Raw genomic sequence first — 26,625 nt, 5'->3', positions numbered from 1 at the left:
CATGTCTGCTACTTCTCCCTCTCAATCTATTGTTGATCTGCACCGTCCAGGCGCTGCCAGCGACGTTTTTGTCGGCAAGGCGCTTGCGTCGCCGTCGCTGCCTTCTTTTGCTTGCCAGCGCGCTGTGATTGGCCTGCCGGAAGTGAGTGAAGTGGATGTGGTGCGCCATTTCACCTGCCTGAGCCAGGAGTCCCATGGCGTGGACAACGGGCCCTATCCGCTTGGTTCGTGCACGATGAAGTACAACCCCAAGCGCAACGACGAATTGGCCCGATTGCCAGGTTTTTTGAGTGCCCATCCGATGCAGGATGTGGACACTTTGCGCGGTGTCTGGGAGCTCTATGAGCGACTCCAGGCCCTGGTGAGTGAAGTCACTGGAATGGATGCCTGCTGTTTGGCCCCGGCTGCCGGCGCGCATGGTGAACTGGCAGGTCTGCTGGTCATACGCAAGCACTTTGCCCAGCTCGGCGCCAATCGCCCGGTGGTGCTGGTGCCGGATTCGGCTCATGGCACCAACCCCGCATCCGCTGCCATGGCGGGCTTCGATTGCCGAATTGTGCCCTCGGACCTCAGGGGCCGAGTCGATATCGTGTCTTTGCGCGAGATGCTGACGCCTGATGTGGCTGCCTTCATGTTGACGAACCCCTCGACATTGGGTTTGTTTGAAGACCAGATCGTGGAAATTGCCGATGCCGTGCATGCCAACGGGTCGCTGCTGTATTACGACGGTGCCAATCTCAACGCGTTGATGGGCATCGTGCGCCCTGGGGACATGGGGTTTGACGTGGTGCACGTCAACGTCCACAAAACGTTTTCAACCCCTCATGGCGGAGGTGGGCCGGGGGCGGGGCCTGTGGCTGTGAAGGCGGCACTTGCAGCGTACTTGCCCAACCCCGTCGTGATCCGCAAGGATGGCATTGCGCAACCCGATGGGGATCGTCCGCTGTCCATTGGCCGAATGAAAAGCTTTCACGGCCATGTGGGCGTGCTGCTGCGGGCCTATGGCTACTTGCGCACAATGGGCGCGCGCGGGTTGCGCGAGGCATCGGAGAACGCCGTGCTGAACGCAAACTACCTTCAGCACCGATTGGCGCCCATGTTGCCCCCGGTGTATCGCCAGTTCTGCAAGCATGAGACTCTGCTTTCCGGCGAGAAACTCAATACCTCTGCTCGGCAGTTCGCCAAGCGGTTGATTGATTACGGAATCCATCCGCCCACTTTGGTGGGAGCAGGGTGCGTGTACTTTCCGGGCGACTTGAAATCAGCCATGCTGATTGAGCCGACTGAGACCGAAACGAAGGCCAGCCTGGACTATCAGGTGGAAATTTTCGAGCGGGTTTTCAACGAAGATGCCACGGATGAGGCACTGGTGGGGCGGGCGCCCCTGAGCCGCAAGATTGCACGGCTCGATTTAAAGAATTAAGGATTTGCCATGTGTGGAATAGCGGGTGTGGTCAATGCTGCGGGCGTGACCAAAGACGACGTCTGGAAGATGATCGACTGCATCAAGTACCGTGGAGTGGACGAGCAAGGTGTTGAGGACTTGGGCGGGGCCGTCTTAGGGCACGCCCGGCTCGCTGTGGTGGATCCCGAAAATGGGATGCAGCCCATGTCCAGCACCGATGGCAAGGTCTGGGTGGTATTTAACGGCGAAATTTTCAATTTCATTGAGTTGCGCGAACAGCTCAAGGCCAAGGGCTATAAGTTCAAGTCGCGGTGTGATACCGAAGTGCTGGTGCACCTCTGGTGTGAAAAAGGCGAAAAAATGCTCGACGATTTGGTCGGCATGTTTGCTTTTTTTATTTGGGATCAGCGAACAAAGACGGGCATGCTGGCCCGTGATCGCCAGGGTATCAAACCCTGCTTCTACGCACCCTATCAAGGTGGTGTTGCATTTGCCAGCGAGATGAAAGCCATCCTCGCGCTGCCAAGATTCGAACGCAAGGTGAACGAATCGGCGTTGGGCAACGTGTTTACCTTCAATTATTGTCCACCGCCAGAAACCTGCTTTGAAGGGATTCGCCACCTTCTTCCTGGCACTTTCATCCGCTATAGCGGTGGCAGTTTCTCCGACCCGGTGCGCTATTGGGGTTGGCCGTTGGATGGAGAGCGTTTCGATGCATCGCAGGCCGATTTGGAGCATGCTTTGGACGAAGCCGTCAAGCTGCAGATGCGGTTTGATGTGGATGGTGGTTTGTTTCTCTCGGGTGGCGTGGACTCTTCGGTCATTGCCAATCGGCTGGTCCCGCAATGGAATCGTCCTCAGTTGGATGCCATTGGCCTGCGCATCGAGGACAAGGGCTTTTCTGAATATGCCTATGCTGAGCGTGTAGCGTCGGACCTGAATATCAACCTGAGCGCACTGGATATCCAGCCCTCCGATATCCCAGAAATCGCACACTCTGTTGTCAAGCACGCAGAGCAGCCGCACGGAGACTTCTCCTTCTTTCTGTTCTACCTGCTGTCTCGCAAGGCGCATGAGATGGGGAAAATCGTCATGTTTACTGGCGATGGGCCGGACGAGGTGATGTTGGGCTTCCGGCACAACGAGCAATTCTTCTCCGAGATGACGCGCGCTAATTTTTCTATGCGCAGCTATTTCGATCTCATCAGCTACAGCACTGAGAAAGACCGCAAGCGCATGATGAGTGCGTCGTTTTTGCCCCATGCGGAGGGGGCTCTCGACAAGTTCATGAGCATCATCGAGCCGTTCCGTGATCTGGAACCGATGGAGCAAGTAGCCGCCTACGAGTTGACATCACTCATGCCTGGCAACAATTCTGTCAAAGGTGACCGTATGGGGGCCTGCTGGTCGACTGAGGCACGGGCGCCTTTCCTGGATCACCGGATCAGCGAGTTGTTTGCACGCTTGCCCATCACCTCCAAGTTCTATCAGGGCGTGGGCAAGCACTTCCTAAAAAAGGCGGCGGAAAGCTACTACGACCGTGATTTTGTGTTTCGCCCCAAAACCATGCCGACGCTACCAATCGGTGAGTGGATCAAAGGCCCGTTGTATCAATGGGCGCGCGAGACATTGGCGTTGCCCGATGGCGGGCGTTTTGATTGCAATGAGCTGCTCGTTATGTTGGAGGAACACCGCAGCGGCCTGCACAACCACACGAAACAATTGCGCACGGTGCTCATGACCAAGTTGTGGTTGCAAGAATTCTTCCCAGAGAACGCGTAAAACAAACACAAAGCGGAGACTTTAGGAACATGGCCGAATTTGACTACTACCTTGCGCAGTTCGTGGATATCCATGGCCGGCCCAAGGCGAAGCTGGTGCCAGGCAAGCACAAGGAAATGATTTTCGGTGCGGGGGCCGGTTTTGCTGGGTTCGCTATCGCTGGTATGGGTATGGACCCCCATGGACGGGAGTTCATGGCCATCGGCGATCGCGACTCGATTCGTCCCGTGCCTTGGATGGCTTCTACGGCCAGTGTCACCTGCGACGGTCATGTTGACGGTAAACCGCATGCCCTGGACTCTAGGGTTATTCTCAAGAAAGCCTTGGCCGATTTTCGTGAAGCAACAGGGTTGGAGTTTTTCACGGGCTTGGAGCCTGAGTTCTTCCTGCTCAAGCCGGGCGGCACTGCAGGCAGTTGGGTTGTAGCTACGGAATCTGAGTCTTTGGATAAACCTTGCTACGATTTCCGTCATCTGTCCTCGGTCTCTGATTTTCTCATGGAGCTACGTGCTGCGCTCGACGGGGCAGGCATCGATGTCTACCAGATTGACCATGAAGATGCCAACGGCCAGTTCGAGATGAACTTTACCTATGCCGATGGCTTGAAGACTGCAGACAATCTCACATACTTCAAGATGGCAGCTCAGGCGATTGCCAAGAAGCATGGCATGCTGTGTTCGTTCATGCCAAAGCCGTTTGCAGAGCGGTCGGGTAGCGGTTTGCATATGCACATGTCGGCGGGAAGGGTGTTTGGGGACAATGCATTCGAGGATAAGACCGATCCCCGAGGAATGGATCTATCGTCTATGGCCTACCAATTCCTGGGTGGTCTCATAGCGAATGCGGCCGCCCTCACCACCATTGCTGCGCCGTGTGTCAATAGCTACAAGCGTTTAGTTAAGAGCGGCTCCCGCTCGGGCGCGACGTGGGCGCCGATCAACATTGCCTATGGTGACAATAATCGCACTGCATTTGTGCGTGTTCCTGGAGGCCGGCTGGAGCTGCGCCTGCCCGATGCGGCGGCTAACCCCTATCTGCTGACTGCGGCAGTCATCTATGCAGGGCTCGACGGGATTGAACGCAAGCTCGAACCCGGCCAGCCAGTGAACGATAACCTCTATGCCCTGTCTGGAGCTGATCTCGAAGCTCTTGGTATCAAGCGTCTTCCTACCTCGTTACCAGATGCGCTGGATGCATTGGAGGCCAGCGAAGTCATGCGCCGCGGCTTGGGTGAGGCATTTGTTGCCGAGTTCCTAGACGTCAAGCGCGCTGAATGCGATGCGCTAATGCTGGAAATCTCCAAAGCCGAGTTCACTCGCTACGTGGACTTCTTCTGATGGTGGGGGCCGGACCGATTCTCTTCGTTTGTTATGGGGGAGGGCACATCGGCAAGGTCGCGCCTGTCGCACAGGAGCTTATCGCGCGTGGCATGGATGTGCAGATCATGGCCCTCACCGCAGGCTTTCGCATCGCCAAGCGCTTGGGGTTTTCGCCCGTGGGGTACAGAAATTTTCTGCACCTGGTGAATGACCCGCAAAGGGTGCTTGAGTGTGGTCGAGCACTCTTGGAAGGCAATGCCCATCCCGACATTGATGAGGCTGAAAGCCTCGCCTACCTTGGCATTAACTACAGCGAATGGGTGGATACCTATGGCGAGGCGGAAGCCGCGCGGTTGTATGCGGAGGGGGGCAGGCGCATCTTCTTTCCAGTGTGCTTCATGGGCAAGGTGCTCGACGAGATCCGACCGGCGGCCGTCATTACCACGAGTTCACCGCGTTCGGAGCGCGCGGCTACTGAGGCGGCAGTGATGCGGGGCATCCCGAGCTTGAACATCATGGACCTGTTCGGTTTGCCGTACGACATTTACCCGCGACAACCGGTGCATTCTGATCGCATAACGGTGTTGTCGGAGTTTGTGAGGGACAACCTAGTGACAGCTGGGATTGATCCGGCTCGCATTTTAGTGACTGGTTGCCCCGCCTACGATCCGTTGCAGGATCCGGACAACATTCGCAAGGGGGCCGATTTTCTGCGCCGGATGGGCTGGGAGGGGCGAACTGTGGTCATGTACCCGGGCTATCTGGAAGATCCGAGCCCCTGCACGCCGCCAGAGTACCTCGGCAATCGATTCGGCTTGGCCGTAGAGCAGCATTTGCGTGCCTGGGTGGCTGAGGCTCCGGGCCGTGCGCTGGTCGTGCGCTACCACCCGAGTCAGTACCACGAGTTCCCTGACTTGGGTGAGCAGGAAGGGGTGTATGTCAGTATCCCCACACGTGAGTCGGTGGCTTTTCTGTTGCATGCTAGCGACATCGTCGTTGTGCAGACGACGACCGTTGGGTTGGAGGCTGCGCTGTCAGGCAAGCGTGTGCTTTGTCTGCGCTTCGCGCCCTCGGTCACTAATCTGGAGTTCGATTACAGCCGCATGGGTCTGGCTGAGCCAGTGGAGTCAATGGATGGCCTAGCGCTTGCCATTGACAACCCGCACCCGATTCAACGTTCCCAGCGTGTGATGCCGCCGCCGGGGCTGGCCGCGCCACGTGTGGCCGACGCGATCCTGAGTCTTGTGCAGAGTGCCTGAGCGGTAGCAGCATTCAGGGATAGCCCTTGCCCACCGTGATGTAGCTACCGTCGCCGTCGAGAGCGAGCCTATCGGTGGCCCTGAACCCCATATCTATTGGAGCGTCATTGTGTCCGGACGCCGCATCAATACGCGTGCTTTCGCCATGAAAATCCCAACGGCCGGGCCGTGTCTGCGTCCAGTATCGTGGGTTGCGGTGCTGGTCGAGGACGAACTGCAAGGAGCGCTCCGTTACGCCGAGCCACTCGCAGAACTTGTCCAGGTGCGTGAGCGGTGCGAGTTCGTGCTGCTGTACTAGAGCCAATCCCTGTGAGCGCGTGAGGCGCCCGTGGCGGATCTCGCGGCAGGCGTGGTCTGTAACCTTGGAGTAGCCTTGCTTGTACAGCTTGATCTGATCGTGTACATCCATGTAGTTGTAGCAGTCGACGTGGTCATAGGTGTCGAAGGTGCGGGCGAATGCGGCACCGCGATAGTCATGCATGGCTGCCATCTGTTCGTGCTGCGCCTTTGGGTCCCAGCGTACGTAGTTGCCCAGGTAAATACCGCGCACACCGACTGTATGCAGGTCTGCATCGGCTGGATAGCGGTATTGCCAGATATCGTCTTCAGTCAGGGTGTCGAAGATCGACAGCAGCGCATCGGGATCTTGACCCATGAGGTCGTGGTCGGTACGGTAGCGGCGCGTCATCTCGACCTCGTGCTCGTGGGAGAACATGCCCACCTGCTCAAGCCCCTGGTGTGCGCCCCAGATGATCAGTGGCACGCCGTAGCGCACTGCTGTTTGCACAGGGAACACTGTGTGGCCTGCCAGGCAGTGCCAATAGGCGCTGCCAAATTGGCGCAGCGTAGCGCGCGTAATTTTGCGCACCGACACAGGGTTGACGTTTTGCACCAGGATGTCGCAGTCGAAGCGGATTCTCAGGTTTGCCAAGTTTCGGATGCCAAGCGCACTGTTGAAATACTTGTTGTAGGTTACAAGCAGTGGGTTGAGGCCCAGACGTTCCTTGATCAAGTGCACTATGAAGTATGAGTCATTCGCACCCGTCACCGGAACGATGCAGTCGTACGTGCCGCCCGACGTGATGCGGTACGGCTGGACCAATCTGGTCAGCCTTTCCCAGCGCGCGGGCCAGTCTAGTTGGTCTTTTTCGTCATGAATGCGACAACCTGAGCAAATGCCTTCTTCGTCGAGTATCAGCCCCAGTGGGTGGCTGGTGGTGTATAGGCAGCGGCGGCAACTTAGGTAATGGCCTGGAGTCACGGTGCGGAAGATTCAAAATGGGCGGCCCGCAGGGGCAGGCCGTGAAGCAACTGCTTGACGGCTTGCACAGCGTGCTCGCGGTAACTGAGGAAGTTGCCTTGCGCGACGCCCACTACTTCTGGCATCTGGAGTGCCTCCCGCAGCAGAGGTTCACTGCTGAGGCCGCCAAAAGCGATAAGTGGAATCCCGCGCAAAGCTGGTAGGGCCAGCAGACGGAGATCGAATGCGCCGGGGCTGCCTTCATGGCGCCAATCGATGATCATCGCCTCTGAGATAGCGCCTTCGCGCAACAGACGTGCAAGCTCGGGCGCCAGCGGGAATGACTGGCGGCTCCGGTAGTCAAGCCAACGGATGCCATCGTCTGTCATACTTAGTGGTAGGCTGGCAACGACGGCTTGGGCCCCCAGGGGTTCGCATATCGACATTACGGCATCCAGATCGTCGTGTAACAGTGCATCCACACACACACGGTCAGCGCCAGCCTTGATGGCTGCGACTCCGTCGGCTGCATGGCGCAGGCCACCGGAGTAGATGAGGGGTGTGGCCAGTCCCTGGCGACTTACCCGGTCAAGAAGACGCAGGTCGGGGCCCTGGATCGTGTGGCTGCGGTCAATGCATTGCAGCAGTATCTCGTCGGCACCCCAGCGGTCCAGGTTTGCGATCAGCACTTCGGGGCGCCCAAGCGGCAGATAGCGACCGTAGCCGAAGGACTGCACTGCCCAGCCGTTCTTGACGGTCACCACGCCGATGAGTCGTTTCTTAATCACACAGAAGTCCTTCAACGACACGGTGCAGCATCTTGCGCCCGGTTGACTGGCTCTTCTCCGGGTGGAACTGAATGCCTACTACGTTGTCCTTTCGGACGACTGCAGTGATCGGTTCCCCCGCCCGCGCAATGAAGACACGGTGCTGAGGCTGCGCGTCCACTACATATGAATGATTGAAATAGACGGAATGGGGCCACCCACTGCCGAACAAAGGATCTTCGCGCTCCGGTTCAATCTCATTCCAGCCGATGTGCCACGCGCCAGCTTGCAGGGCGCGCACGGTTGCAGGTAGCAGGCCCAGCCCCGGTGTTGGACGCTGTTCTGTGGACGATTCCGCCAAAAGTTGCATGCCCAGGCAGATTCCGATCATAGGCCGACCCTTACGGGCCTCGCTCTGAAGGTAGTCGACCAGACCTGTGCGGTGCAGAGCCGCCATGGCTGCTGGGAACGCGCCCACGCCAGGCAACAACAGTAGGTCAGAGGCGCTGAGTGTGGCTGGCTCGCTGCTTATGCGGCAGCGAAACTGTAGAGCATGCAGGGCATGCCACACTGAAGCAAGATTGCCCACGCCGTAGTCCACGATGCCGATCGTAGGTTGCCTCACGGTAGTCCTGCTCCCACCCTATAGCGCCGGTTGATACGACCTGTGACTGCGTCGACATCGAAAAGTGTACGGTTGACGCTGCTATGGACCTGGGCCCAGAAGGCGTCTACGTTGATACCAATGTAGTCGCAGAAGCTCTTTATGTACGAGGGCGCGCAGGCGTCATCGTACTGCTCGACCAGCCCGATGCCCTGTTCGCGCGTGAGTCTGCCTAGCCGGATTTCCTCGTTTACGTAGTCGGTGACGCGTCCAAATCCAAACTTGTAGTATTTGATCATCTGGTTGAGCGTCACCCAATCTTCATCTAGGGAGGTAATGCCGAGTAGGTCACCCGTGTTTTCCACGGTATCGGTGCGAATGTCCAACCCGTTGGTGCACGAGTACATGCCGTTGTTTACCAGCGACCAGTCGCCAAGAAACCAACCTAAGTAGATTATTTGTAAGCGGTGCTGGTCGAACTCCTGTGGTGCGGGATAGCGATAGGCCTGCAAATTGCGCAGATCCACGCCAGGTGTTTCTGTCATCCATGCCATTGCGCCACCGGACAGAGTATTCATATTGCGCAGATTGTTGCCGTCGTAGCCTGTACGGCCAAGCGTCTTGAGGTCACCTAACTGCAGTCCGGGGTTTTCCCCCCACAAAATCAGCGGCACGTTGTAACGGATGGCCAGTTGGGGAACGGAACTGAAAAGCGCGAGTTCAGTCGAGCGCGCCCAGTTGGTAAAGCGTGTGAACGACTCCCTCATCAGTAAACGCCAGGTCTCGGGTGCAGGAGCTGCTATCACCACGTCGAAGCCTTGTTCGATGAGGTTGGATATGTTGTCTACACCGCGCTGGGTTACCTGCTGTGGTGGATAGCTCAGGCAGGCCAGAAGCGGTTTGAGGCCCAGCTTGTCACGTACCCACAGGGCTTGGCGCGTGCTGTCCTTTCCGCCACTGACGCCGATGATGCAGTCGAACTGGCCCTGCTTGCGAGGGTATTGTGCGAGTAGATCTTCCAGGATTTCATAGCGTTCCTGCCAATCTACATGACGCAGGTGGGCAAAGTAGTCGCAGGCTGGGCACAGTCCCGCATCCGTGAAAACGGTGTTGGGACGGGTGTCGGGCTGGAGGCACTGCGTGCAGTATTTCATTGTGTCGTGGGCACCAACTTCTGGAGGTGAATGAGCTCCTGCTGTGGCAGGCGGCACGGCGGTGCCCATGGGGGGAGTGTACAAACTGTGCGGCGCCCAGCCGCAATCGCGATAGCTAGAGCGGCCGTTTCGCAGCCAGCGACCCATGTGGCTCGGTCTAGATCTGCTGCAAGTGGGGCTGGGGGGGCCAGGGTCGCTGCGCCGGTGTGTTCGCGAAGCCAGCGATCGTACTTGCCTGGAGCATCTGAAGGATGAGGACGTAGCCGCACTGGCGTGCCGACTGGAATGCCAGCTCGGCTGCTGTGCTGCATGAAGTAGTCAAGCGCCTGAAATTCGCCAGGAATCTGCCGGCCCCAGTCGCTGCGTGCAGGTTCCAGCAAATACAGCACTTCGCCGATGGTTGGCGGTGGACCGATCTCACGCAATTGTCTTTGCAGGTACAGATTGGACTGCAGGACGATTTTCACATCTGGGAACTGACGTGTGGCCAATGTGTGGGCATCGTGATCTGCAACCCAGATTTCGTCAGGAAGAACCACTTGCCCGTTGCGCGCAAAGCGGTCGCGGTAGTTTACCCAGTGGTCCAGCACCGCAATGCTGTGTACACCACCAGCGTAAGCCAGGGCGCGGGCTTGATGCTCCAGAACGCTGGCCCAGCCCGTGCCGCTAATCAACAAGCTTGCGCCCCTGAGCGCGCTCGCAGTTTCGACGAAAGTCTGTATATCCAGCTGAAAATTTGCAGCAAGCGCGGCAGCAGGACCCTGCAGCACAGCTCGACATTCAAGCGGGTGTGCTAATTGCAGGGCTTCAATCCACGAAAGCGCTAGATTCGCAGCTCCCGCATCGTGGCAGACGAGTACAAGCGGCCCCTCAAGCTGTATCACGCCGGAACCTTGCATACAGCAGGATGTCTTCCTCGTTGCCCTCAACGATTTCCTGGCTCCGCCGTGTGCCCTCAAGCTGCATGCCCGATTTCTCTATCAGTCGCACCATAGGCTTGTTGCAGGCTAACGTACCTGCGGTGATCTTGCGTATCTTCGGTTGTGCCGACAGCCATTCCAGCAGCGTGTTCCAGGCATCCTGACCATAGCCTAGGCCCCAGAAACTGCGTTCCCCTAGCAGAATGCCTACGTCGGCCGTACCGTGGGGTAGCGAGACGTACGCCGTTGCAGTACCAAGTGCAAAGCCGGTCAGCGACTCTCTGATACTGAGGAAATGACTGGGCCCCTGCGCGAAATGGGCGAGGAAGAGCTCGCATGAGGCGCGGTCGTGGTGCCGGAAGCGCTGGTTGCTCCAGCGCATAGTTTGTGGGTCATTAAGCCAATTAATGTACTGATCGGTCAGGTCGGCAGGGACGAACGTGCGCAGTACTACTCGCTGGCCTGCCAGTTCGACGAATGCGTCCGATGTTGGCATCGGTAGTCAGTCCTTGAGCGCGTTCAACTGGCTCCAGATTTTGTGGAAAGCCATGGCGACTCGCTGGATATCAGAGCTTTGGAACTCGCACATGCATAGATTTAGGCCGATGAACGTGCGCGTGTGGAGATCCTCGGCAACAGGGCAAATGCCAAAATCATAGTTAACTTCGCGTGTGCAGTAGGGTGAAGTCCAGGGGAAGCCGCTAGTGCCGTATGCGATCTTCTGCTGGAACATCGGATACATATGCACATTTTGGTAACCCGTCATAACACCCGGCACGCCTTCTGCACGCAGCGCCTCTGCGATACGCTGGCGGCTTACGCCGAGTGCGTCGATGTCGATGTGCAGGCCATACACGTAGTAGACGTGAGTGCAGTTTTCGGAAACGACGGGCGTGCTCAGTCCTTCGAGGCCCGCGAGCGCTGCGCTCAGCTCGGCCGCAGCGCGTTGGCGGCTTGCCACACGTTCCTTGAGCTTGCCCAATTGCACCGAGGCAATAGCTGCCTCGATTTCGCCCATACGGAAGTTGTACCCCAACATGTTGGACAGATCCGCTGGTGATGTGGGCTGCACCACGCACTCGGCGTGGTTGCGGATGAGGCGGGTGCGTTCGGCTAAGTGGTCGTCGTTGGTGACGATGATGCCGCCCTCGCCGCTATGGATGTGCTTATGGTAATTGAGGCTGTAGCCACCGATGTCTGCTTGCGTGCCTGCATGGCGTCCCTTGTACAACGCGCCTGGAGATTGAGCCGTGTCGACCAGCAACTTGATCTGATGCTTGGTCGCGATGGCGCGCAGTGCGTCGATGTCGCATGATTGGCCGAAGATGTCCACGGCCATGATGCCACGTGTACGCGGTGAGATGAGACGTTCGACGCTTGCGGGGTCGATGTTGTAGCTCACCGGGTCTATGTCTGCGAAGACGGGGATCGCGTTCCAGTGAAGGATGGCCGTCGCGGTTGCAGCCATTGTCCAAGGCGTGGTGATGATTTCATCGCCTGGTTCTACTCCGATAGCGCCGATGCTTGCAATGAGGCCTGAGGTCCATGAGTTCACAGCTACTGCATGCTTCACGCCGAAGTATTCGGCGGCTTGCGCTTCAAGCCGACGGACGCGCGGGCCGCCCATAAAAAAATCACCAGGTGCGCCGACGTAGGCGGATAGAACACCACTGCGGATCACTTCAACAGCAGCTTGCGCTTCTTCTTCTCCAACGCTGTGAAAGAGTTCTAGCGGCTGGGCAATGGTGGGAGGGCCGCCGTTGATGGCGAGCTGGGATTTTGAAAGGGGTATTGTCATATCGGTGTTCCTTGGGGGGCTGCGGCTGCTTCGCGTATTTTTTGGCATACGCGCTGGGCCGAAAGCGCACTGGTCCCATCGCTGGCGAGCGGTTCACCGCGCGTCACGGCCCCATACAGGTTTGCAACTGCAGAGCTCATCGCCAGGGCGTACTCACCGACGGTCTCCACGGCTGGGCCGAGGGCGCGATAGCCCTGAAAGTATGGGCTTTGTATCGTCCGGCGGACACGCCAGTTCATTCCACCATTTTCCATGGTCAGCACGCCATTTGCTGTGACCAGTTCTAGCTCGAAGATCGCGTAGTCGTTGGAATGGGCTACGTTCAGACTGCATGGCACGCCCTTGTCTGTGCTTAGCAATGCAGGGACCGTGGGGTCGTCTGACCAATGGTCATGGACAGGCACCCCTGCACAGAGGACGGTCAGAGGACCTGCAAGGTACTGCACTAGGTCAATCATGTGCCCGCCGTTGTTCAGAATACCTTTGTTGTAGACAGCATTCAGAGAACGCAAACTACCCCATTCGCCGGAGTCCAGCATGGTCTTCAGCCGGATTACGTCCGGCGCCCAGCGCCGCGTGTGGTTCACTGCGAGCAGTACGCCGCTCTGCTGACAAGTGTTCACCCAATGCTCCGTTTCGGCCGCGGACATCGTGACGGGCTTTTCGCAAAAGATAATACGAGGCTTTAGGGCGAGCGCTGTCTGGATGTCATTCGCGTGCGCCGCTGTCGGACTGCAAATGCTGACGACTTTGGGGCGCAGGTTCGCTGCAAGCACCTGGGTGAGGCTGGCGAACCCTGTGGGGATGTTCCAGCGTGCCATGAAGGCTTCGCGTTTTGCGTCGTTGGGCTCCACGCAAGCCGCTAGAGCAAAGCCGGGATTCCTGCCAAATGCGCCCGCGTGGGTAAGCGGTAAATCGCTTGAGGGGCGGTTTGCATCGAAACCTCCAGCGATGTTCCCGCAGCCGACGATGAGGACGTCTAGGAGTTTCAAGCCGCTTACCTTAGCAGCGACCAGGAAAGCGGTGTGCCCCGCTTTACTGCATGGGTGACGCGGGAGCCGAGCACCTCTTCGAGGTGGCGGGGTGGAAGGCCAAAACCTGGGCGAATTGCGCGGACGTTTGCGGTAGTGAGTTCATCGCCGGGTGCGAGGTCTTTTACGACATAGAGGGAGCGACGGAACTGCAAGGAGTTGCGCTCAGCCTCTGTGGGGCCGTAATGCACGGTACCCAAGCTCTGCCAAGCCCGGCCTGTTTCAACGACGAGTTGAGCAAGTTCTTCAGGTTCGAGAGAGAAGGCGCTGTCGACTCCACCGTCCGCGCGACGGAGCGTGAAGTGTTTTTCGATCACAGTGGCACCTAGTGCCACACCCGCCACGGAGGCGCCTACGCCCATGGTGTGATCCGAAAGCCCGACTTGGCAGCCAAAGAGTGCACGCATGTGGGGAATGGTGGATACGTTTGTGTTCTCTGGCGTGGCTGGGTAGGTGCTGGTGCACTTGAGGAGCACGAGGCTATGGCAGCCGGCTTTTCTCGCTGCACGTACGCTCTCGTCCAACTCGGCCACAGAGGCCATGCCAGTTGAGATGATGACGGGCTTTCCTGTACGTGCGACTCGGCGGATCAGTGGAAGGTCGGTGTTTTCGAATGACGCGATTTTGTAACAGGGGGTTTCAATGCTTTCTAGAAAATCGACGGCTGTCTCGTCGAATGGGGTACTGAACGCGATCAGCCCAAGCTGCTTTGCACGGGCGAAGATTGGCTTATGCCATTCCCAGGGGGTGTAGGCCTGCTGGTAAAGCTTATAGAGCGAGGCCTCCTTCCAGAGGCTGTCAGGGTCACGAATTTGAAACCCCTCGTTCTGGACATCCAGCGTCATGGTATCTGCCGTGTATGTCTGTAGCTTCAATGCGTGTGCACCGGCGCGCGCTGCGGCCTCTACCAATGCCATCGCTCGGTCCAATGACTGGTTGTGGTTGCCCGACATCTCCGCGATGATAAAGGGGGGATGGCCGGGCCCTATGTGCTTTCCTGCAATGACGATGTCGTCCTGGGCGTTCATGCTTGAATTTTCCTGGAAAAATGATAGGAATCCAGGCGGTAGCCGCCTTGCTCGAACAAATGCAGTGAGGCCGCGTTGACTGCTTGCACCTGTGCATGGACCCAGAGGATTTCTGGGTGGCTCACTGCGAGCCAGTCTTCCGCGGCGCGCAGTAGGCCTGGGCCAAGTCCCTGGCCGAAGCGTTCCTGAGCGAGGTAAATGGAAATGGTGGCTCTGCCCTCACTCAGATCAAATCGCACGACCCCGGCGGGGCCTTCGTCATCTTCACCGATGAGCAGCACGCGGTCGGATGCCGCCAGTACTTGCTCAAACCAGCGCTCATGCAGGGGCGCCGAAATCTCTGTGTTGTCCAGAGACATCTCGCGCACGCGCGGCGCATTGCGCCATTCGAGGATGCGAGCACTATCGCCTGGTACGGCGGGTCTCAGTCGCAATAGTCCGGCGATCATCGTGCTCGAGACGCGCTCCGCGCCCCGTCCATCGACCAGTGCCATACCCGCTTCGGACATCGCCTTACGCAGCGAACTGTTGTCTAGGAGCGCTAGTAGGTGTGAGGATAGTCGTACCGCTTCGGGCGGTGGGTCGTCGGGTACGTAGGCCAAGCCTGCAGCTGCAAGCGCACCCAGTTGTGTGCGCTGGTTGTCTGCCAGCGCAAGAGCCAGGGTAGGCACTCCTAAGCAACAACGCTCCCATGTTGCACCACCGCCGGCACCGATTGCGAGATCGCACCTCGCGAGGAGGTTCGCCATTTGATCCGTTTGAACATGGCATCTGGCGCGGGGCCATGCGGCGCAAAAGGCTGTGATGGCCTCGCGCGCGGGATGTGATGTGCCGATCACGACGTCCAGTGCGAGTCCACGCTGCGCAGTCAGAGCGATGGCCTGAAGTACTGTGCCGGTCGCATTGCCCGCGTCCATGCCTCCCATGAAGACGAGTAGACGCCGCACTGTGCCGGCGCGCGGGGGTGCTTTCTTGTGCGCGGCACGAAATTCGGGGCGCAGGAGGGCGAAGCGGGGTCCCAGCAGGAGTCGCGTTGTAGTCGGGACACGACCTTCGTACCGCGTCTGCGGTTGAGCCTGGAGGTTGATGTCGAGTAGGAGGTCGCAATTGTGGGGCCGTGCCAAGTCGTCGATGACCATGAGACGCCGGACAGCAGGTCGCAGTACGTTTTCCCATTCTCGGCCAAGTCCGTAGTGGTCAACAACAAGCCAGTCGGGCACAAGCCCCTCCAGGGCCTCGCACGTGGCATGGGCATCCTTGGTTTGCCTGTCCTCGGGCCAGTTGTTTTGCGGTGCGTCGTCGGTGGTAAGCAATGGCAGAGTGCACAGGGAGTGCCCGCCAGCGGTGATGGCATTTGCCAGATGGGGTGGAAGCGACCGGCAGAGGAAGGTGACCCGAGCGCCGCGTACTCTCAAAGCGTCTGCCAAGCAGAGGCAGCGCATGATGTGCCCGCTGCCCATGGCGGGCCCCGCGTCAGCCCGGACGGCCACTTTCATTGGGGTGCTTTCTGCTCCAGTGCGCGGTACATCAGCTCTGCGCGTTCCCAGTCCTCGGATGTGTCTATATCTATTACGCGCCAGTGTGGCAAGACGATCGTGCGGCCATGGATATGGATATTCAAACCGCTAAGCCAGGCGCTGGCACGCCCCCAATAGAACTGTCCGGCATCGTGATAGGCTGGTGGAAGGTCTTGTGTGCGGGTGGCCGCGTACTCCGGGAAGAACGGTGTTGTCGTGCCGCTTGCATCGCATCTCAGTGCGCGCTGAATGGGAGATGGGAATGGGGTGACGGGGAAGGCGTAGGTGGCGCCATCCTCCAGCACTGCCAGCGCAGTGCGAAGGTCGTCTGCATGCATGAAGGGAACGCCCGGGTAGATGCAACACACTTGCTCTACATGCCACTCGAGTTTTTGGCAGGCACGGATGGCGTGCGCGATAACCGGTACCGTGGGTGTGTAGTCGTCCGCCAGATCTGCGGGGCGCATGAAAGGGGTGGTAGCACCCAGGTCTCGTGCGGTTTGAGCGATCTCTGTGTCGTCGGTGGAAACGATCACTGCGTCGAATAGGCCACTAGCCTTGGCTGTGTGGATGGCGTGGCCGATCATCGGTTTGTTACCGAAGGTTTTGATGTTCTTGCGTGGGATCCGCTTGCTGCCTCCGCGCGCGGGAATGACTGCGAGCTTCATGCCGCCTCCCGCAGGGCTACCGTGAGACTGTCCACCACGTGGTCCTGCTGGGCGTGCGTCATGGCAGGGAAGAGTGGTAGCGAGATTGTGTGAGCGTAGTAGTTCTCCGCGGCGGGGAACTCTCCGCTACGAAAGCCGAGCCGCGCGTAGTAGGGTTGCAGGTGCACGGGGATGTAGTGCACGTTCACGCCGACCCCATTCTCGCGCAGGCGAGCGAACACGGTCGCACGGTGCGCGCGCGTGCGCAGTGGGTCGATTTCCACTGTGTAGAGGTGCCAGGCGGACTCGCGTTCCGCCAGTCTGGGGGGGAGGTGAAGGGGCAGCTTCGCGAGGAGTTTGTCGTAGCGGTTGGCGAGCTCCATGCGTTCTGCCTGTAGCGCGTCAATGCGTTTCAGCTGAGACGCTCCCAGCGCTGCCTGCAGATCGGTGAGGCGGTAGTTGAAACCGAGCTGCTGTTGTTCGTAGTACCAGGCGCCTTCAGGCGCATGGTCCATCTGCGCGGGATCTCGTGTCATTCCATGTGAGCGAAGCAAGCGCAGCTTGGCGGCAAGGGCATCGTCCTGGGTTGTAATGATGCCGCCTTCGGCGGTGGTGACGATCTTGACGGCATGAAAACTGAACACGGTGAGGTCGGCCCAGGCGCTGCCCACGGGGCGGCCCAGGTACGAAGCACCGGCGGCGTGGGACGCGTCCTCCAGAATGCGGAAACCGTAGCGGTCTGCGAGGGCTCGGATCTCGCGCATGTCGCAGGGCAGGCCGGAGAAATCGACGGGGATCAGCAGGGATGGGAGGCGGCCGTCTGCTTCCGCCTTCTTCAGCTTAACCGTGAGCGCCGCCACACTGATGTTGCGTGTGGCACCGTCCATGTCTACGAAGTCGATAGCCGCGCCGCAGTAGAGCGCGCAGTTCGCAGAGGCCAGGAACGTGTTCGGTGTTGTCCATACCAAGGAGCCCGGTCCGACGCCTAGCGCGAGGCAGCCGATGTGCAACGCTGCTGTGGCGTTGGCCACGGCTACCGCGTGCGCCACCTCATGGCGCGCTGCGAAAGCAGTCTCGAAGGCCGTGACCGCCGGGCCCTGGGTGAGATACTCCGACTTCAAAACTGCGGCGACGGCCGCGATGTCTTCTTCTGTGATTTGCTGGCAGCTGTAGGGTATATACATGCGGGCACGCTCACATCGCCGTGGGGCTGGCGACGTACCTGTCGATAAGTTTGCACAGTTGGTCTACCGACAGAAATTCTGGGTTTTTGCCGCTGTCGTAGGCGAAGCCCGGCTCCACTTGCTTTGCGCCGGTTTTTGTGCGGTATTCTTCCAACGTGAATTGGCCTGCCAGCGGTAGGATGGCGTAGTAACCTCCTAGGTCGACAGTGCTTGCCGCATCACTTGATGTGATCATCTCCTCGTGGATTTTCTCGCCTGGGCGAATGCCGATGATTTCCTGTCGGCAATTTGGTGCCACGGCTGTTGCCACATCGGTGATGCGGTACGACGGAATTTTGGGCACCAGCACTTCTCCACCCCAAGCGTGCTCGATAGACCAGAGGACCATGTCCACGCCTTCCTGCAGGGAGATGTTGAATCGGGTCATGCGAGGGTCGGTGATCGGCAGCACACCGCTCTTGCGTCGCTCCAGAAAGAAGGGGATGACGGAGCCACGGCTTCCCATCACGTTTCCGTAGCGTACAACGCTGAAACGGATGTCCCGATTGCCTTTGATGTTGTTGGCCGCAATGAAGAGTTTGTCGGAGCAGAGTTTTGTGGCGCCGTAGAGGTTTACCGGCGCTGCGGCCTTGTCTGTTGAGAGTGCAACCACGCGCTGTACGCCGTTGGATAGGCAGGCCTCGATGAGGTTCTGGGCGCCGAGCACATTGGTCTTGATACATTCGAACGGGTTGTACTCTGCTGCAGGCACCTGCTTGAGGGCTGCAGCATGCACAACGATGTCGATTCCTTCCAGTGCACGCCGCAAGCGAGCTTCGTCGCGCACGTCACCAATGAAGTAACGTAAGCAGGGGAACTGGCTGGCCGGGAACACCTGCTGCATTTCATACTGCTTGAGCTCGTCACGCGAGAAGATAACGAGTCTTCGTACCTCGGGATAGCGTTCTAGTACGGTACGCACGAACGCTTTGCCAAAAGACCCGGTTCCGCCGGTAACGAGAATGGATTTGTCGGTCAGCATGAAGGTCCCACGAATGCTCTCTTGTTATTATCAACGACGTTTGCACGCGTGACTCCCGGGCGTGCCGCCAAACTTCCAGCGCGCCCTCCCTCACTGTGCTGCCAAACCGTACCGCTGTCCGCTTGTCTTCGCTAGTCCTGCTTGCCCTGGACACTGCACTCATTCTTCTAGCTTGGGTGTTGTCGTTCTGGCTGCGTTTCAATCTGGATGTGCCTGATGAGTTCAGCTCTATGGCTGTTGAGTCGGCTTTGCTAGCTGTGGGGTCATACGGGGTCGCCTTCGTTGGTATGGGAGTACATCGACAAGTCTGGCGCTACATCGGGTTGTCTGAGTTGCGTCAGTTGGCGATCGCTGTACTTCTCGCGTCTCTTTTGACCTCAGCCGCGGTGCTGATGCTGCGTGTGCCGAGCTTTCCCCGTTCTGTCTTGCTGCTCCATCCCCTGATAGTTTTGATGCTTTTGGTGGCTGCACGCGCAGCTTGGCGCACGCTCTTCGAGCGGGCCGTTTTGCCGACGGGCACTCGGCCCATTCTGATCGTGGGGGCGCTCCAGGATGCTGCCGATGCACTGCGGGCGCTCAAAGGCTCGGGTCATTGGCACCCCGTGGGTATCGTGTCGCACTTAGAGTCCGAGCAAGGGCGCTCGTTGCAGGGGGTGCCAGTGCTTGGCACCACCGCCAACATCGACTCTATTGCGCGCTCCGTTGATGTGCGCACGGCCTTGTTGGCCAGCCCTGCGGGATCTGAGGGGCGTGGTGAGGTCCTGAAGTATTCCAGCGATGCGGGTCTCGCGCTGCTGGCCATGCCTCGACCCGATGAATGGCTTCGAACCGAGAGTGTCGGGCCGCGTCGCATAGAGTTGGAAGACCTGTTGGGTCGCGTTCAGGTGCAACTGGACGCCAAGGGCTTGTCAGATCTGTTTGCTGGTACATGTGTACTTGTGACCGGTGCTGGCGGCTCCATTGGCTCCGAGCTGTGCCGCCAGATTGCGCGTTTTGGTGTGGCGCGTCTGGTTTGTGTGGATGTGTCTGAGTTCGCTATCTACCAGTTGGAGCAGGAACTGCGCGAAGCACACCCGCAGATGCAGGGCATGTACTACACCGCTAACGTGCGTGAGGTTGAGCGCCTGCATGCCATTGCGCGTCTTCATCGGCCGACGGTGGTGTTCCATGCGGCAGCCTACAAGCACGTCCCGCTGATGGAATCGCTCAACGAAATCGAGGCATTGCGCACCAATGTCTTGGGCACCATGAATGCCGCTCGTGTGGCGGCTTCGGTTGGGGCTGCGCGTTTTGTGCTGATCTCTACGGACAAGGCCGTGAACCCAACCAATGTCATGGGGGCCACCAAGAGGCTTGCGGAGCGGGTGATGCAAGCGGTGGCTTCCGAGCACCCTGGGACGCGCTTTGTGGCGGTGCGATTTGGAAACGTGTTGGGTTCGAGCGGGTCGGTCGTCCCCTTGTTTACCGAGCAGATTTCGCGCGGTGGGCCGCTGACCGTGACCCATCCCGATATCGTCCGTTACTTCATGACCATTCCAGAGGCCGCCCAGCTGGTCTTGCAGGCCGGTCTGATGGGGCAGTCGGGGCAAATTTTTGTGCTGGATATGGGGGAGCCGGTCAAGATCGTGGAGCTGGCCAGAATTCTTGTTCGTTTGTCGGGAAAAACCGAGCAGGAGATTCCTATCGTTTTCACGGGCCTGAGGCCCGGTGAGAAGCTGTACGAGGAGTTGCTGGCCAACGGGGAGACCACCGAGCCTACGCCTCACCCCAAGTTGCATGTCGCCAAAACCGATGCTTTCGGTGGTGTGAATCCTGAGGCGGTGTGTCAGAGTATTGCGGACCTGGGAGTGGAGCCATCGGCGTCTGCACTCCGTTCATGGTTGCAGACGCAAGTGCCGGAGTACACCGCCCGCTAAGGCAAGCGCTGGCTTCCGCGTCTATTGCGCAATCCCCGTCCGCTCCAACACATCCCCCACCAACTCCAGCCGCACCAACGGGTTGTCAAGCTCCATCAGCCGTTGCTTGAGTTCCGGCGGCACAGGGAGCAGTTCGCACCAGCGGTTTGCTACCCAGCCGCAGTCGTCCAGTTGTGCGGCGGTGGGGGTGATGGCGCTGTGGGGGGCGGGGTCGCGTTGCTGAAGGGTGTACAGCACCTGCGCCAGTGCAATTGCCGCCTTCTTGAGATCGTCGGGGATGGGGACTGTGAGGTCCGGGTCTATGTGGCCCACGTCGGCAGTCCACAGGCCGTGGGGCAGGTGGTGGCGCCGGGTGATGCGAAAGCGCTGGCTGCCTCGGCACTGCAGGGTGATCAACCCGGGCTGCGGGTGCTCGATGTGCTCGATGACGGCCAAGGTTCCGATGTCATGGAAGCGTTCTTCCGGCGCGCCAGCCTGGCGCACCTCATGGCCTTGGGTAAGCGCCACCACGCCGAAGGGGGCGCCGGCCTGGTGGCATTTGCGCACCATGTCCAGATACCGCACCTCGAACACGCGCAGGGCGAGCACGCCGCCCGGGAACAGCACGGAGCCCAGGGGAAAAAGCGGTAAGGAGGACAGGGTGAGGGGCTGTGTCATGAAGGGGGAATACCTTGGCCCGCTATCATCCCATGACACCGTCAGCTTTCGCTGCACTCCATTGTTTTTGTCTCATCCATGCTCTACCAGATCGTCTCTTTCTTGCTCGATGTTATCGGTGGCTTGCTCACGGGTGCTTGTCTCTTGCGCTTGTACATGCAGTGGCAGCGTGTTCCGTTTGCCAATCCGGTGGGAGGGCTGGTGTTTGCCCTGACAGACTGGTTGATCATGCCGCTGCGCAGGGTGATCCCTCCGGTGGGGCGCTGGGATGTGTCGAGCCTGGTGGCTGCTGCGTTGCTGCAACTGGCGCAGTACTTTCTGTTGACCTTGTTGCTTGGGGCTGCCTCCGCCTGGGCTTGGTTGCCGTGGTTGGCCCTGTTCGGTCTGGCGCGGGTGGCGGTGTCGGGGCTGATCGGCCTTTTGATCGTCCACGCCGTGATGTCGTGGGTGCAGGCCCGTTCCCCGCTGTCCGACGTGATTGCCCGTTTGTGTGAGCCGGTTCTGCGGCCGTTTCGCCGCGTCATCCCGCTGGTGGGGGGGATCGACCTGTCGCCCCTGGCCGTGCTGGTGCTGCTGCAGGTGGCGATGATTGTGCTGGGTCACCTGCAGGCCAGTGTCATGCGCTGAGCAGAAACACATATGAAAGCGGCTCTTCCGCGCGCTGGGTAGGCGCAAGCAGCTATCAAAAACGGAGTAAATGGCGCGGAGCAGGATGCGCGAACCATGTACTCCGTGGGGAGGGGTTACATCACCGCGTCGGCTGGCAGGCGCTGCAGCATGGCCAGGCTGCTGGACACGGTGTTACGCAGTTCGCGGCGGTCGCAGATGAAGTCCACGGCGCCTTTGGTCTGCAGAAATTCAGCGCGCTGGAAACCCTCGGGCAATGTCACGCGCACGGTGGATTCGATCACGCGGGGGCCGGCAAAACCGATCAGGGCCTTGGGCTCGGCGATCACGATGTCGCCCACGAAGGCGAAGCCGGCGGAGACGCCGCCCATGGTCGGGTCGGTCAGCACGCTGACGTAGGGCAGGCCCTTCTTGGCCAAGCGGGTGAGGGCTGCATTGGTCTTGGCCATCTGCATAAGGCTCAGCAGGCCTTCCTGCATGCGCGCGCCGCCGGTGGCGGTGAAGCAGATGAAAGGCACCTTCTGCTCGATGGCGGTTTCCACGCCGCGCACGAAGCGCTCGCCCACCACGGAGCCCATGGAGCCGCCCATGAAGTCGAACTCGAAGCACGCAGCGACCACGTTGATGCTCTTGACCGCGCCGCCCATGACGATGAGGGCATCGGTTTCGCCGGTGTTTTCCAGGGCCTCCTTCAGGCGCTCGGGGTACTTGCGGCTGTCTTTGAACTTGAGGGCATCCACGGGCAGCACTTCCTGACCGATCTCGTAGCGGCCCTCAGCGTCCAGGAAGTAGTCCAGGCGCGCACGGGCACCAATGCGGTGGTGGTGGCTGCAGTGGGGGCAGACGTTCTGGTTGTGTTCCAGGTCTGCCTTGTAGAGCACCGTCTCGCAGCTCGGGCACTTGATCCACAGGCCTTCGGGCACCTGGCGGCGCTCGGTGGGGTCCGTTTGCTGGATCTTGGAGGGCAGAAGTTTTTCGAGCCAGGACATGGTGTTCTCCTCTTCAGTGGCTCGGCATGCGGGGGCGCGGGGCGCGCCCGGGGCAGGCCGGGTGGAATCTGTGGCGCGCCGCACCCGGTGAGGCGGGCGCGCCGGGCTGCATTATGCGACTAGGCGTCCAGCGCCTTGCGGATGCCGCGCAGGAAGTCGATGGTCAGGGGCACCACCTTGGCGTGCTCCTGGTCCTCGATGAGCTGGATGATGCGGCTGCCGATGACCACGGCGTCCGCGACCTTGCCGATCGCCTGGGCCGTGGCCGCGTCGCGGATGCCGAAGCCCACGCCCACGGGGATGTGCACATGCTGGCGGATGCGGGGCAGCATCTGCTCCACGGCCGAGGTGTCGAGCGCGCCCGAGCCGGTCACGCCCTTGAGCGATACGTAGTACACATAGCCGCTGGCCACGCGCGCCACCTGGGCCATGCGTTCATCCGTACTGGTGGGGGCCAGCAGGAAGATCAGGTCCATGTTGTGCGCGCGCAGGCTTGCGGCGAAGGCCTCGCATTCTTCCGGCGGGTAGTCCACGATGAGCACGCCGTCGACACCGGCCTCGGCGCTGTCGCGCACGAACGCGCCTTCACCGTGGATCTGGTCATAGCGCTCCACCGGGTTGGCGTAGCCCATGAGCACCACGGGCGTGGTGCCGTTGCGCTTGCGGAATTCGCGCACATGGTCGAGCACCTGCACCATGCCGACGCCCAGGCTCAGGGCCTTTTCGCCCGCCTTCTGGATGACCGGGCCGTCGGCCATGGGGTCGGAGAAGGGCACGCCCAGCTCGATCACGTCGGCGCCGGCCTCGACCATGCCGTGCATGAGGGCGGGCGTGATGTCGGCAAACGGAAAGCCCGCTGTGACGTAGGGAATCAGCGCCTTGCGGCCCTGGGCTTTCAGCTGTTCAAAAGTGGTCTGGATGCGGCTCATGGCTTGGCGTCTCCGGTGGCGCCCTTGACGGTCAGGCCGCGCATGGACGGGCGGTCATAGAAATCCTCGCCCGACAGGTCGGCCACGGTGCCGATGTCCTTGTCGCCCCGGCCCGAGAGGTTGACCAGGATGGATTGGTCGGGCCGCATGGCGGGCGCGAGCTTGAGGGCATGGGCAAAGGCGTGGCTGGACTCGAGTGCGGGGATGATGCCTTCGGTGCGGCACAGGTGGTGGAAGGCTGAAAGCGCTTCCTGGTCGGTGATGCCCACATATTCGGCGCGCCCGATCTCCTGCAACCAGGCGTGCTCCGGCCCCACACCGGGGTAGTCCAGGCCCGCGCTGATGCTGTGCGTCTCGGTGATCTGGCCATTGGCGTCCTGCAGGATGAAGGTGCGGTTGCCGTGCAGCACGCCGGAGCTGCCACGCTGCAGCGACGCCGAGTGCTTGCCGCTGTCCAGGCCTTCGCCGGCCGCCTCCACGCCGATCAGGCGCGTCTTCTCGAACGGGATGTAGGGGTGGAAGATGCCCATGGCGTTGCTGCCGCCGCCCACGCAGGCGATCACGGCGTCGGGCTGCTCGGCCGCGATCTTCTGCTCGGCCAGCATGGCGGGCATTTGCTCGATGGATTCCTTGCCGATCACGCTCTGGAAGTCGCGCACCATCATCGGGTAAGGGTGGGGGCCTGCCACCGTGCCGATGATGTAGAAGGTGTTGTCCACGTTGGCCACCCAGTCGCGCATGGCTTCGTTGAGCGCGTCCTTGAGTGTCTTGCTGCCCGACTCGACCGGCACCACGGTGGCGCCCAGCAGCTTCATGCGGTAGACGTTGGGGCTTTGGCGCTTCACGTCTTCGCTGCCCATGTAGACCACGCATTCGAGGCCATAGCGCGCGCAGATGGTGGCGGTGGCCACGCCGTGCTGGCCCGCGCCGGTTTCGGCAATCACGCGCGGCTTGCCCATGCGGCGTGCCAGCATGGCCTGCCCGATCACGTTGTTGATCTTGTGGGCGCCGGTGTGGTTGAGGTCCTCGCGCTTGAGGTAGATCTGCGCGCCGCCCAGCTCGCGGCTGGTGCGGGCGGCGTGGTAAACCGGCGAAGGGCGGCCCACGAAGTGCTTGAGCTCGTAGTGGAATTCGGCGAGGAACTCCGGGTCGTGCTGGTAGCGGGCGTAGGCCTCGCGCAGTTCCTGGATCGCGTGGGTGAGGGTTTCGCTGACGAAGCTGCCGCCGTAGGGGCCGAAATGGCCCGAGGAATCAGGTTGCTGATAGGAATTCATGGGGGTTCTTTGCAAGTTGGGCATCGGCCGCGCGCACGGCGGCGATGAAGCGCTCGATCTTTCCGGCGTCCTTGATGCCCTTCAGGGGCTGGCCATCGGGACTGTTCGGGTCCGTGGCCTCGACGCCGGAGCTGACATCAACCGCCAGCGTTTTGCAACGCGGGCGGACTTGCAAAATGCCATCGGTCACGTTTGCAGGCGTGAGTCCACCAGACAAAACGAGGTGAGAGGCTACGCTTGGTGGAAGGAGTGACCAATTGAATGCTTTGCCGCCACCGCCATAACCTTCGACATGGGCGTCGAGCAGGATGGCCTGGGCGTGAGAATAATCGTGGGCGTATTTTACGAGGTCGAAGCGGGCGGCACCATCACCCAGGGGAATCCGCGCTGCGCGCAGGTAGGGCCGCGCGCCCTGGCCGGTGGCCGCGAGGCAGTCCTCGGGAGTTTCATCACCATGAAATTGGATGGTGGCGCCCGCTATCAAAGCGCTGGCAGCTATCACATTCGTAGCGGATTCGTTCACGCAGAGCAGCACCGGCGTCACGAAAGGCGGCAACCGTCGGGCCAGTTGCGCCGCACGTGCGGGCGTGACCGCACGGGGGCTGGGGGCATAGAGCACGAAGCCGATCGCGTCGGCACCTGCCGCCACGGCGGCGTCCACGTCTTCCTCGCGGGTCAGGCCGCAGATTTTGATGCGGGTGCGGGCCGGAGGAGGGAGGGGGGTGTCTTGGGCTTTCATGGCAGCCAATCATACGCAGCCGTGCGCTGGGGCAGGCCCCAGCGGGCTTCGTAGACCGGGCCCTGGAAATACAGTCCGTCCGGGGAGAACGTCGGCGCGGCCGCGTCGCGTGATTGGGCGGCCAGCACCTGCGCCATCCACTCGGGCGGTTGGTCCCCCCGGCCCACGGCAATCAGGCAGCCCATGATGTTGCGGATCATGTGGTGCAGGAAGGCGTTGGCTTCGAACTCGAAGCGCCAGTAGCAGGGGCTCCAGCCCAGCTCGGGGTGGGGGGCGCTCAGGCCCCGGCGGGTGATGTCGATGCGCTGCAGCGTCTTGACGGGAGACTTGGCCTGGCAGGCCGATGCACGAAAGGAGGTGAAGTCATGCTCGCCGAGCAGGATGTCGGCAGCCTGCCGCATGGCGCCATGGTCCAGCGGGTGGAACACCCAGCCCACGCGCCCGGCATCCACGCTGGGCCGCACGGGCGATTGCAGCAGTACGTAGGCGTAGCGCCGCGCCACGGCGCTGGCGCGGGCATGGAAATCCGGGGGCACAGGCTGTGCCCATTGAACGGCAATATCGGCGGGGAGAAAGGTGTTGGTGCCGCGCACCCACGACGATGCAGGGCGCTGCAGCGGCGTGTCAAAGTGCACCACCTGCATCAACCCGTGCACCCCCGCATCGGTGCGGCCGGCGCACAGGGTGCTCACAGGGTGCGTGGCAAAGCGGCCCAGGGCCGCTTCGAGTTTGTCCTGAACCGTGTTGCCGGACAGCTGGCTTTGCCAGCCGCTGTAAGCCTGGCCGTTGTAGCCGACACCCAGGGCCACCCGCGTCAT

25 protein-coding genes are annotated in these 26,625 nt (G+C 60.4%); 6 read left to right on the top strand and 19 right to left on the bottom strand.

Annotation, left to right across the window (positions count from 1 at the left end; genetic code table 11):
* Window position 1: 1 nt before the first annotated feature.
* From gcvPB to DBV10_RS10805, 4 genes are all read left to right on the top strand, one after another.
* Window positions 2–1,423 carry an aminomethyl-transferring glycine dehydrogenase subunit GcvPB gene (gcvPB, locus tag DBV10_RS10820; RefSeq protein ID WP_124513430.1) on the top strand — a complete coding sequence of 474 codons (1,422 nt, stop codon included), beginning with the start codon at window positions 2–4 and terminating at the stop codon, window positions 1,421–1,423.
* Between the two features lie 9 nt (window positions 1,424–1,432).
* Window positions 1,433–3,187, top strand: coding sequence for an asparagine synthase (glutamine-hydrolyzing) (gene asnB / locus DBV10_RS10815; RefSeq protein WP_124513427.1), 1,755 nt, complete (start codon window positions 1,433–1,435; stop codon window positions 3,185–3,187).
* Window positions 3,188–3,216: 29 nt separating this feature from the next.
* Window positions 3,217–4,524, top strand: a complete 1,308-nt coding sequence (glnT, locus tag DBV10_RS10810) for a type III glutamate--ammonia ligase (protein WP_124513425.1) — start codon at window positions 3,217–3,219, stop codon at window positions 4,522–4,524.
* Window positions 4,525–4,616: 92 nt separating this feature from the next.
* Window positions 4,617–5,765: a UDP-N-acetyl glucosamine 2-epimerase gene (locus DBV10_RS10805; RefSeq protein WP_148090338.1), complete on the top strand. Its 1,149-nt coding sequence runs from the start codon at window positions 4,617–4,619 to the stop codon at window positions 5,763–5,765.
* A 13-nt stretch (window positions 5,766–5,778) separates the two neighbouring features.
* Here the strand turns inward: DBV10_RS10805 and DBV10_RS10800 are convergent, their stop codons facing one another.
* The 13 genes from DBV10_RS10800 to pseB are packed head-to-tail and all read right to left on the bottom strand — an operon-like array spanning window position 5,779 to window position 18,676.
* The gene (locus DBV10_RS10800; RefSeq protein WP_158616819.1) at window positions 5,779–7,026 is read right to left on the bottom strand and encodes an N-acetyl sugar amidotransferase; all 1,248 of its coding nucleotides are present in this window, start codon (window positions 7,024–7,026) and stop codon (window positions 5,779–5,781) included.
* Window positions 7,023–7,814 carry a HisA/HisF-related TIM barrel protein gene (locus DBV10_RS10795; RefSeq protein ID WP_124513419.1) on the bottom strand — a complete coding sequence of 264 codons (792 nt, stop codon included), beginning with the start codon at window positions 7,812–7,814 and terminating at the stop codon, window positions 7,023–7,025. The genes DBV10_RS10800 and DBV10_RS10795 overlap by 4 nt, the downstream gene beginning before the upstream one ends.
* Complete coding sequence (gene hisH, locus DBV10_RS10790) at window positions 7,786–8,373, bottom strand: imidazole glycerol phosphate synthase subunit HisH (protein WP_158616818.1); 588 nt, start codon at window positions 8,371–8,373, stop codon at window positions 7,786–7,788. The genes DBV10_RS10795 and hisH overlap by 29 nt, the downstream gene beginning before the upstream one ends.
* Window positions 8,374–8,393: 20 nt before the next feature.
* The gene (locus DBV10_RS10785) at window positions 8,394–9,599 is read right to left on the bottom strand and encodes an N-acetyl sugar amidotransferase (RefSeq protein WP_199740085.1); all 1,206 of its coding nucleotides are present in this window, start codon (window positions 9,597–9,599) and stop codon (window positions 8,394–8,396) included.
* Entirely contained in the window at window positions 9,527–10,429 is a 903-nt protein-coding gene (locus DBV10_RS10780) for a hypothetical protein (RefSeq protein ID WP_124513415.1), read from the bottom strand. Before DBV10_RS10780 ends, DBV10_RS10785 begins: the two co-directional genes overlap by 73 nt.
* A complete protein-coding gene (locus tag DBV10_RS10775) occupies window positions 10,401–10,946 on the bottom strand; it encodes a GNAT family N-acetyltransferase (protein WP_124513413.1) in 546 nt (181 codons plus the stop codon). Before DBV10_RS10775 ends, DBV10_RS10780 begins: the two co-directional genes overlap by 29 nt.
* A 6-nt stretch (window positions 10,947–10,952) precedes the next feature.
* Window positions 10,953–12,248: a DegT/DnrJ/EryC1/StrS aminotransferase family protein gene (locus DBV10_RS10770; RefSeq protein ID WP_124513410.1), complete on the bottom strand. Its 1,296-nt coding sequence runs from the start codon at window positions 12,246–12,248 to the stop codon at window positions 10,953–10,955.
* Window positions 12,245–13,240 (bottom strand): Gfo/Idh/MocA family protein, encoded by a 996-nt coding sequence (locus DBV10_RS10765; protein ID WP_124513408.1) that lies wholly within the window; start codon window positions 13,238–13,240, stop codon window positions 12,245–12,247. Before DBV10_RS10765 ends, DBV10_RS10770 begins: the two co-directional genes overlap by 4 nt.
* Window positions 13,241–13,245: 5 nt before the next feature.
* On the bottom strand, window positions 13,246–14,307 hold the full coding sequence (pseI, locus tag DBV10_RS10760; protein ID WP_124513406.1) for a pseudaminic acid synthase: 1,062 nt from the start codon (window positions 14,305–14,307) through the stop codon (window positions 13,246–13,248).
* Window positions 14,304–15,803: a UDP-2,4-diacetamido-2,4,6-trideoxy-beta-L-altropyranose hydrolase gene (pseG, locus tag DBV10_RS10755; protein WP_124513404.1), complete on the bottom strand. Its 1,500-nt coding sequence runs from the start codon at window positions 15,801–15,803 to the stop codon at window positions 14,304–14,306. The genes pseI and pseG overlap by 4 nt, the downstream gene beginning before the upstream one ends.
* Window positions 15,800–16,492: a pseudaminic acid cytidylyltransferase gene (pseF, locus tag DBV10_RS10750; protein WP_124513402.1), complete on the bottom strand. Its 693-nt coding sequence runs from the start codon at window positions 16,490–16,492 to the stop codon at window positions 15,800–15,802. The genes pseG and pseF overlap by 4 nt, the downstream gene beginning before the upstream one ends.
* Window positions 16,489–17,655 (bottom strand): UDP-4-amino-4,6-dideoxy-N-acetyl-beta-L-altrosamine transaminase, encoded by a 1,167-nt coding sequence (pseC, locus tag DBV10_RS10745; protein ID WP_124513400.1) that lies wholly within the window; start codon window positions 17,653–17,655, stop codon window positions 16,489–16,491. The genes pseF and pseC overlap by 4 nt, the downstream gene beginning before the upstream one ends.
* Before the next feature lie 10 nt (window positions 17,656–17,665).
* A complete protein-coding gene (gene pseB, locus DBV10_RS10740; protein ID WP_124513397.1) occupies window positions 17,666–18,676 on the bottom strand; it encodes a UDP-N-acetylglucosamine 4,6-dehydratase (inverting) in 1,011 nt (336 codons plus the stop codon).
* A 122-nt stretch (window positions 18,677–18,798) separates the two neighbouring features.
* Here pseB and DBV10_RS10735 point away from each other — a divergent pair, with 122 nt between their 5' ends.
* Window positions 18,799–20,592, top strand: a complete 1,794-nt coding sequence (locus DBV10_RS10735; RefSeq protein ID WP_233589887.1) for a nucleoside-diphosphate sugar epimerase/dehydratase — start codon at window positions 18,799–18,801, stop codon at window positions 20,590–20,592.
* Between the two features lie 21 nt (window positions 20,593–20,613).
* Here DBV10_RS10735 and DBV10_RS10730 read toward each other — a convergent pair whose 3' ends face one another.
* Window positions 20,614–21,249 carry an LON peptidase substrate-binding domain-containing protein gene (locus DBV10_RS10730; protein WP_124513395.1) on the bottom strand — a complete coding sequence of 212 codons (636 nt, stop codon included), beginning with the start codon at window positions 21,247–21,249 and terminating at the stop codon, window positions 20,614–20,616.
* A gap of 78 nt (window positions 21,250–21,327) precedes the next feature.
* Here DBV10_RS10730 and DBV10_RS10725 point away from each other — a divergent pair, with 78 nt between their 5' ends.
* Window positions 21,328–21,876: a YggT family protein gene (locus DBV10_RS10725; RefSeq protein WP_124513393.1), complete on the top strand. Its 549-nt coding sequence runs from the start codon at window positions 21,328–21,330 to the stop codon at window positions 21,874–21,876.
* Between the two features lie 116 nt (window positions 21,877–21,992).
* Here DBV10_RS10725 and accD read toward each other — a convergent pair whose 3' ends face one another.
* The 5 genes from accD to truA form a co-directional block, all read right to left on the bottom strand.
* The gene (accD, locus tag DBV10_RS10720; protein WP_124513391.1) at window positions 21,993–22,865 is read right to left on the bottom strand and encodes an acetyl-CoA carboxylase, carboxyltransferase subunit beta; all 873 of its coding nucleotides are present in this window, start codon (window positions 22,863–22,865) and stop codon (window positions 21,993–21,995) included.
* 119 nt (window positions 22,866–22,984) lie between these two features.
* Window positions 22,985–23,794, bottom strand: a complete 810-nt coding sequence (gene trpA / locus DBV10_RS10715; RefSeq protein WP_124513389.1) for a tryptophan synthase subunit alpha — start codon at window positions 23,792–23,794, stop codon at window positions 22,985–22,987.
* On the bottom strand, window positions 23,791–25,068 hold the full coding sequence (trpB, locus tag DBV10_RS10710) for a tryptophan synthase subunit beta (protein ID WP_124513387.1): 1,278 nt from the start codon (window positions 25,066–25,068) through the stop codon (window positions 23,791–23,793). Before trpB ends, trpA begins: the two co-directional genes overlap by 4 nt.
* Window positions 25,046–25,807, bottom strand: coding sequence for a phosphoribosylanthranilate isomerase (locus tag DBV10_RS10705; RefSeq protein WP_124513385.1), 762 nt, complete (start codon window positions 25,805–25,807; stop codon window positions 25,046–25,048). Before DBV10_RS10705 ends, trpB begins: the two co-directional genes overlap by 23 nt.
* Window positions 25,804–26,625: a tRNA pseudouridine(38-40) synthase TruA gene (gene truA, locus DBV10_RS10700; RefSeq protein WP_124513383.1), complete on the bottom strand. Its 822-nt coding sequence runs from the start codon at window positions 26,623–26,625 to the stop codon at window positions 25,804–25,806. The genes DBV10_RS10705 and truA overlap by 4 nt, the downstream gene beginning before the upstream one ends.

Origin of the sequence: Acidovorax sp. FJL06 (assembly GCF_003852545.1) — a bacterium.
Taxonomy (GTDB): Bacteria; Pseudomonadota; Gammaproteobacteria; order Burkholderiales; family Burkholderiaceae_C; genus Acidovorax.
This window is presented reverse-complemented; position numbering and strand designations above follow the sequence as displayed.

What these genes read in the sequence shown, in the direction of transcription:
- pseB (WP_124513397.1), bottom strand. Translation starts at nt 18,676, where the DNA reads ATGCTGACCGACAAATCCATTCTCGTTACCGGCGGAACCGGGTCTTTT.
- DBV10_RS10805 (WP_148090338.1), top strand. Translation starts at nt 4,617, where the DNA reads ATGGATGTGCAGATCATGGCCCTCACCGCAGGCTTTCGCATCGCCAAG.
- pseI (WP_124513406.1), bottom strand. Translation starts at nt 14,307, where the DNA reads ATGAACGCCCAGGACGACATCGTCATTGCAGGAAAGCACATAGGGCCC.
- pseC (WP_124513400.1), bottom strand. Translation starts at nt 17,655, where the DNA reads ATGTATATACCCTACAGCTGCCAGCAAATCACAGAAGAAGACATCGCG.
- pseF (WP_124513402.1), bottom strand. Translation starts at nt 16,492, where the DNA reads ATGAAGCTCGCAGTCATTCCCGCGCGCGGAGGCAGCAAGCGGATCCCA.
- asnB (WP_124513427.1), top strand. Translation starts at nt 1,433, where the DNA reads ATGTGTGGAATAGCGGGTGTGGTCAATGCTGCGGGCGTGACCAAAGAC.
- trpB (WP_124513387.1), bottom strand. Translation starts at nt 25,068, where the DNA reads ATGAATTCCTATCAGCAACCTGATTCCTCGGGCCATTTCGGCCCCTAC.
- accD (WP_124513391.1), bottom strand. Translation starts at nt 22,865, where the DNA reads ATGTCCTGGCTCGAAAAACTTCTGCCCTCCAAGATCCAGCAAACGGAC.
- DBV10_RS10770 (WP_124513410.1), bottom strand. Translation starts at nt 12,248, where the DNA reads ATGACAATACCCCTTTCAAAATCCCAGCTCGCCATCAACGGCGGCCCT.
- glnT (WP_124513425.1), top strand. Translation starts at nt 3,217, where the DNA reads ATGGCCGAATTTGACTACTACCTTGCGCAGTTCGTGGATATCCATGGC.
- trpA (WP_124513389.1), bottom strand. Translation starts at nt 23,794, where the DNA reads ATGAGCCGCATCCAGACCACTTTTGAACAGCTGAAAGCCCAGGGCCGC.
- pseG (WP_124513404.1), bottom strand. Translation starts at nt 15,803, where the DNA reads ATGAAAGTGGCCGTCCGGGCTGACGCGGGGCCCGCCATGGGCAGCGGG.
- gcvPB (WP_124513430.1), top strand. Translation starts at nt 2, where the DNA reads ATGTCTGCTACTTCTCCCTCTCAATCTATTGTTGATCTGCACCGTCCA.
- DBV10_RS10725 (WP_124513393.1), top strand. Translation starts at nt 21,328, where the DNA reads ATGCTCTACCAGATCGTCTCTTTCTTGCTCGATGTTATCGGTGGCTTG.
- DBV10_RS10775 (WP_124513413.1), bottom strand. Translation starts at nt 10,946, where the DNA reads ATGCCAACATCGGACGCATTCGTCGAACTGGCAGGCCAGCGAGTAGTA.
- DBV10_RS10705 (WP_124513385.1), bottom strand. Translation starts at nt 25,807, where the DNA reads ATGAAAGCCCAAGACACCCCCCTCCCTCCTCCGGCCCGCACCCGCATC.
- DBV10_RS10730 (WP_124513395.1), bottom strand. Translation starts at nt 21,249, where the DNA reads ATGACACAGCCCCTCACCCTGTCCTCCTTACCGCTTTTTCCCCTGGGC.
- DBV10_RS10780 (WP_124513415.1), bottom strand. Translation starts at nt 10,429, where the DNA reads ATGCAAGGTTCCGGCGTGATACAGCTTGAGGGGCCGCTTGTACTCGTC.
- truA (WP_124513383.1), bottom strand. Translation starts at nt 26,625, where the DNA reads ATGACGCGGGTGGCCCTGGGTGTCGGCTACAACGGCCAGGCTTACAGC.
- DBV10_RS10785 (WP_199740085.1), bottom strand. Translation starts at nt 9,599, where the DNA reads ATGGGCACCGCCGTGCCGCCTGCCACAGCAGGAGCTCATTCACCTCCA.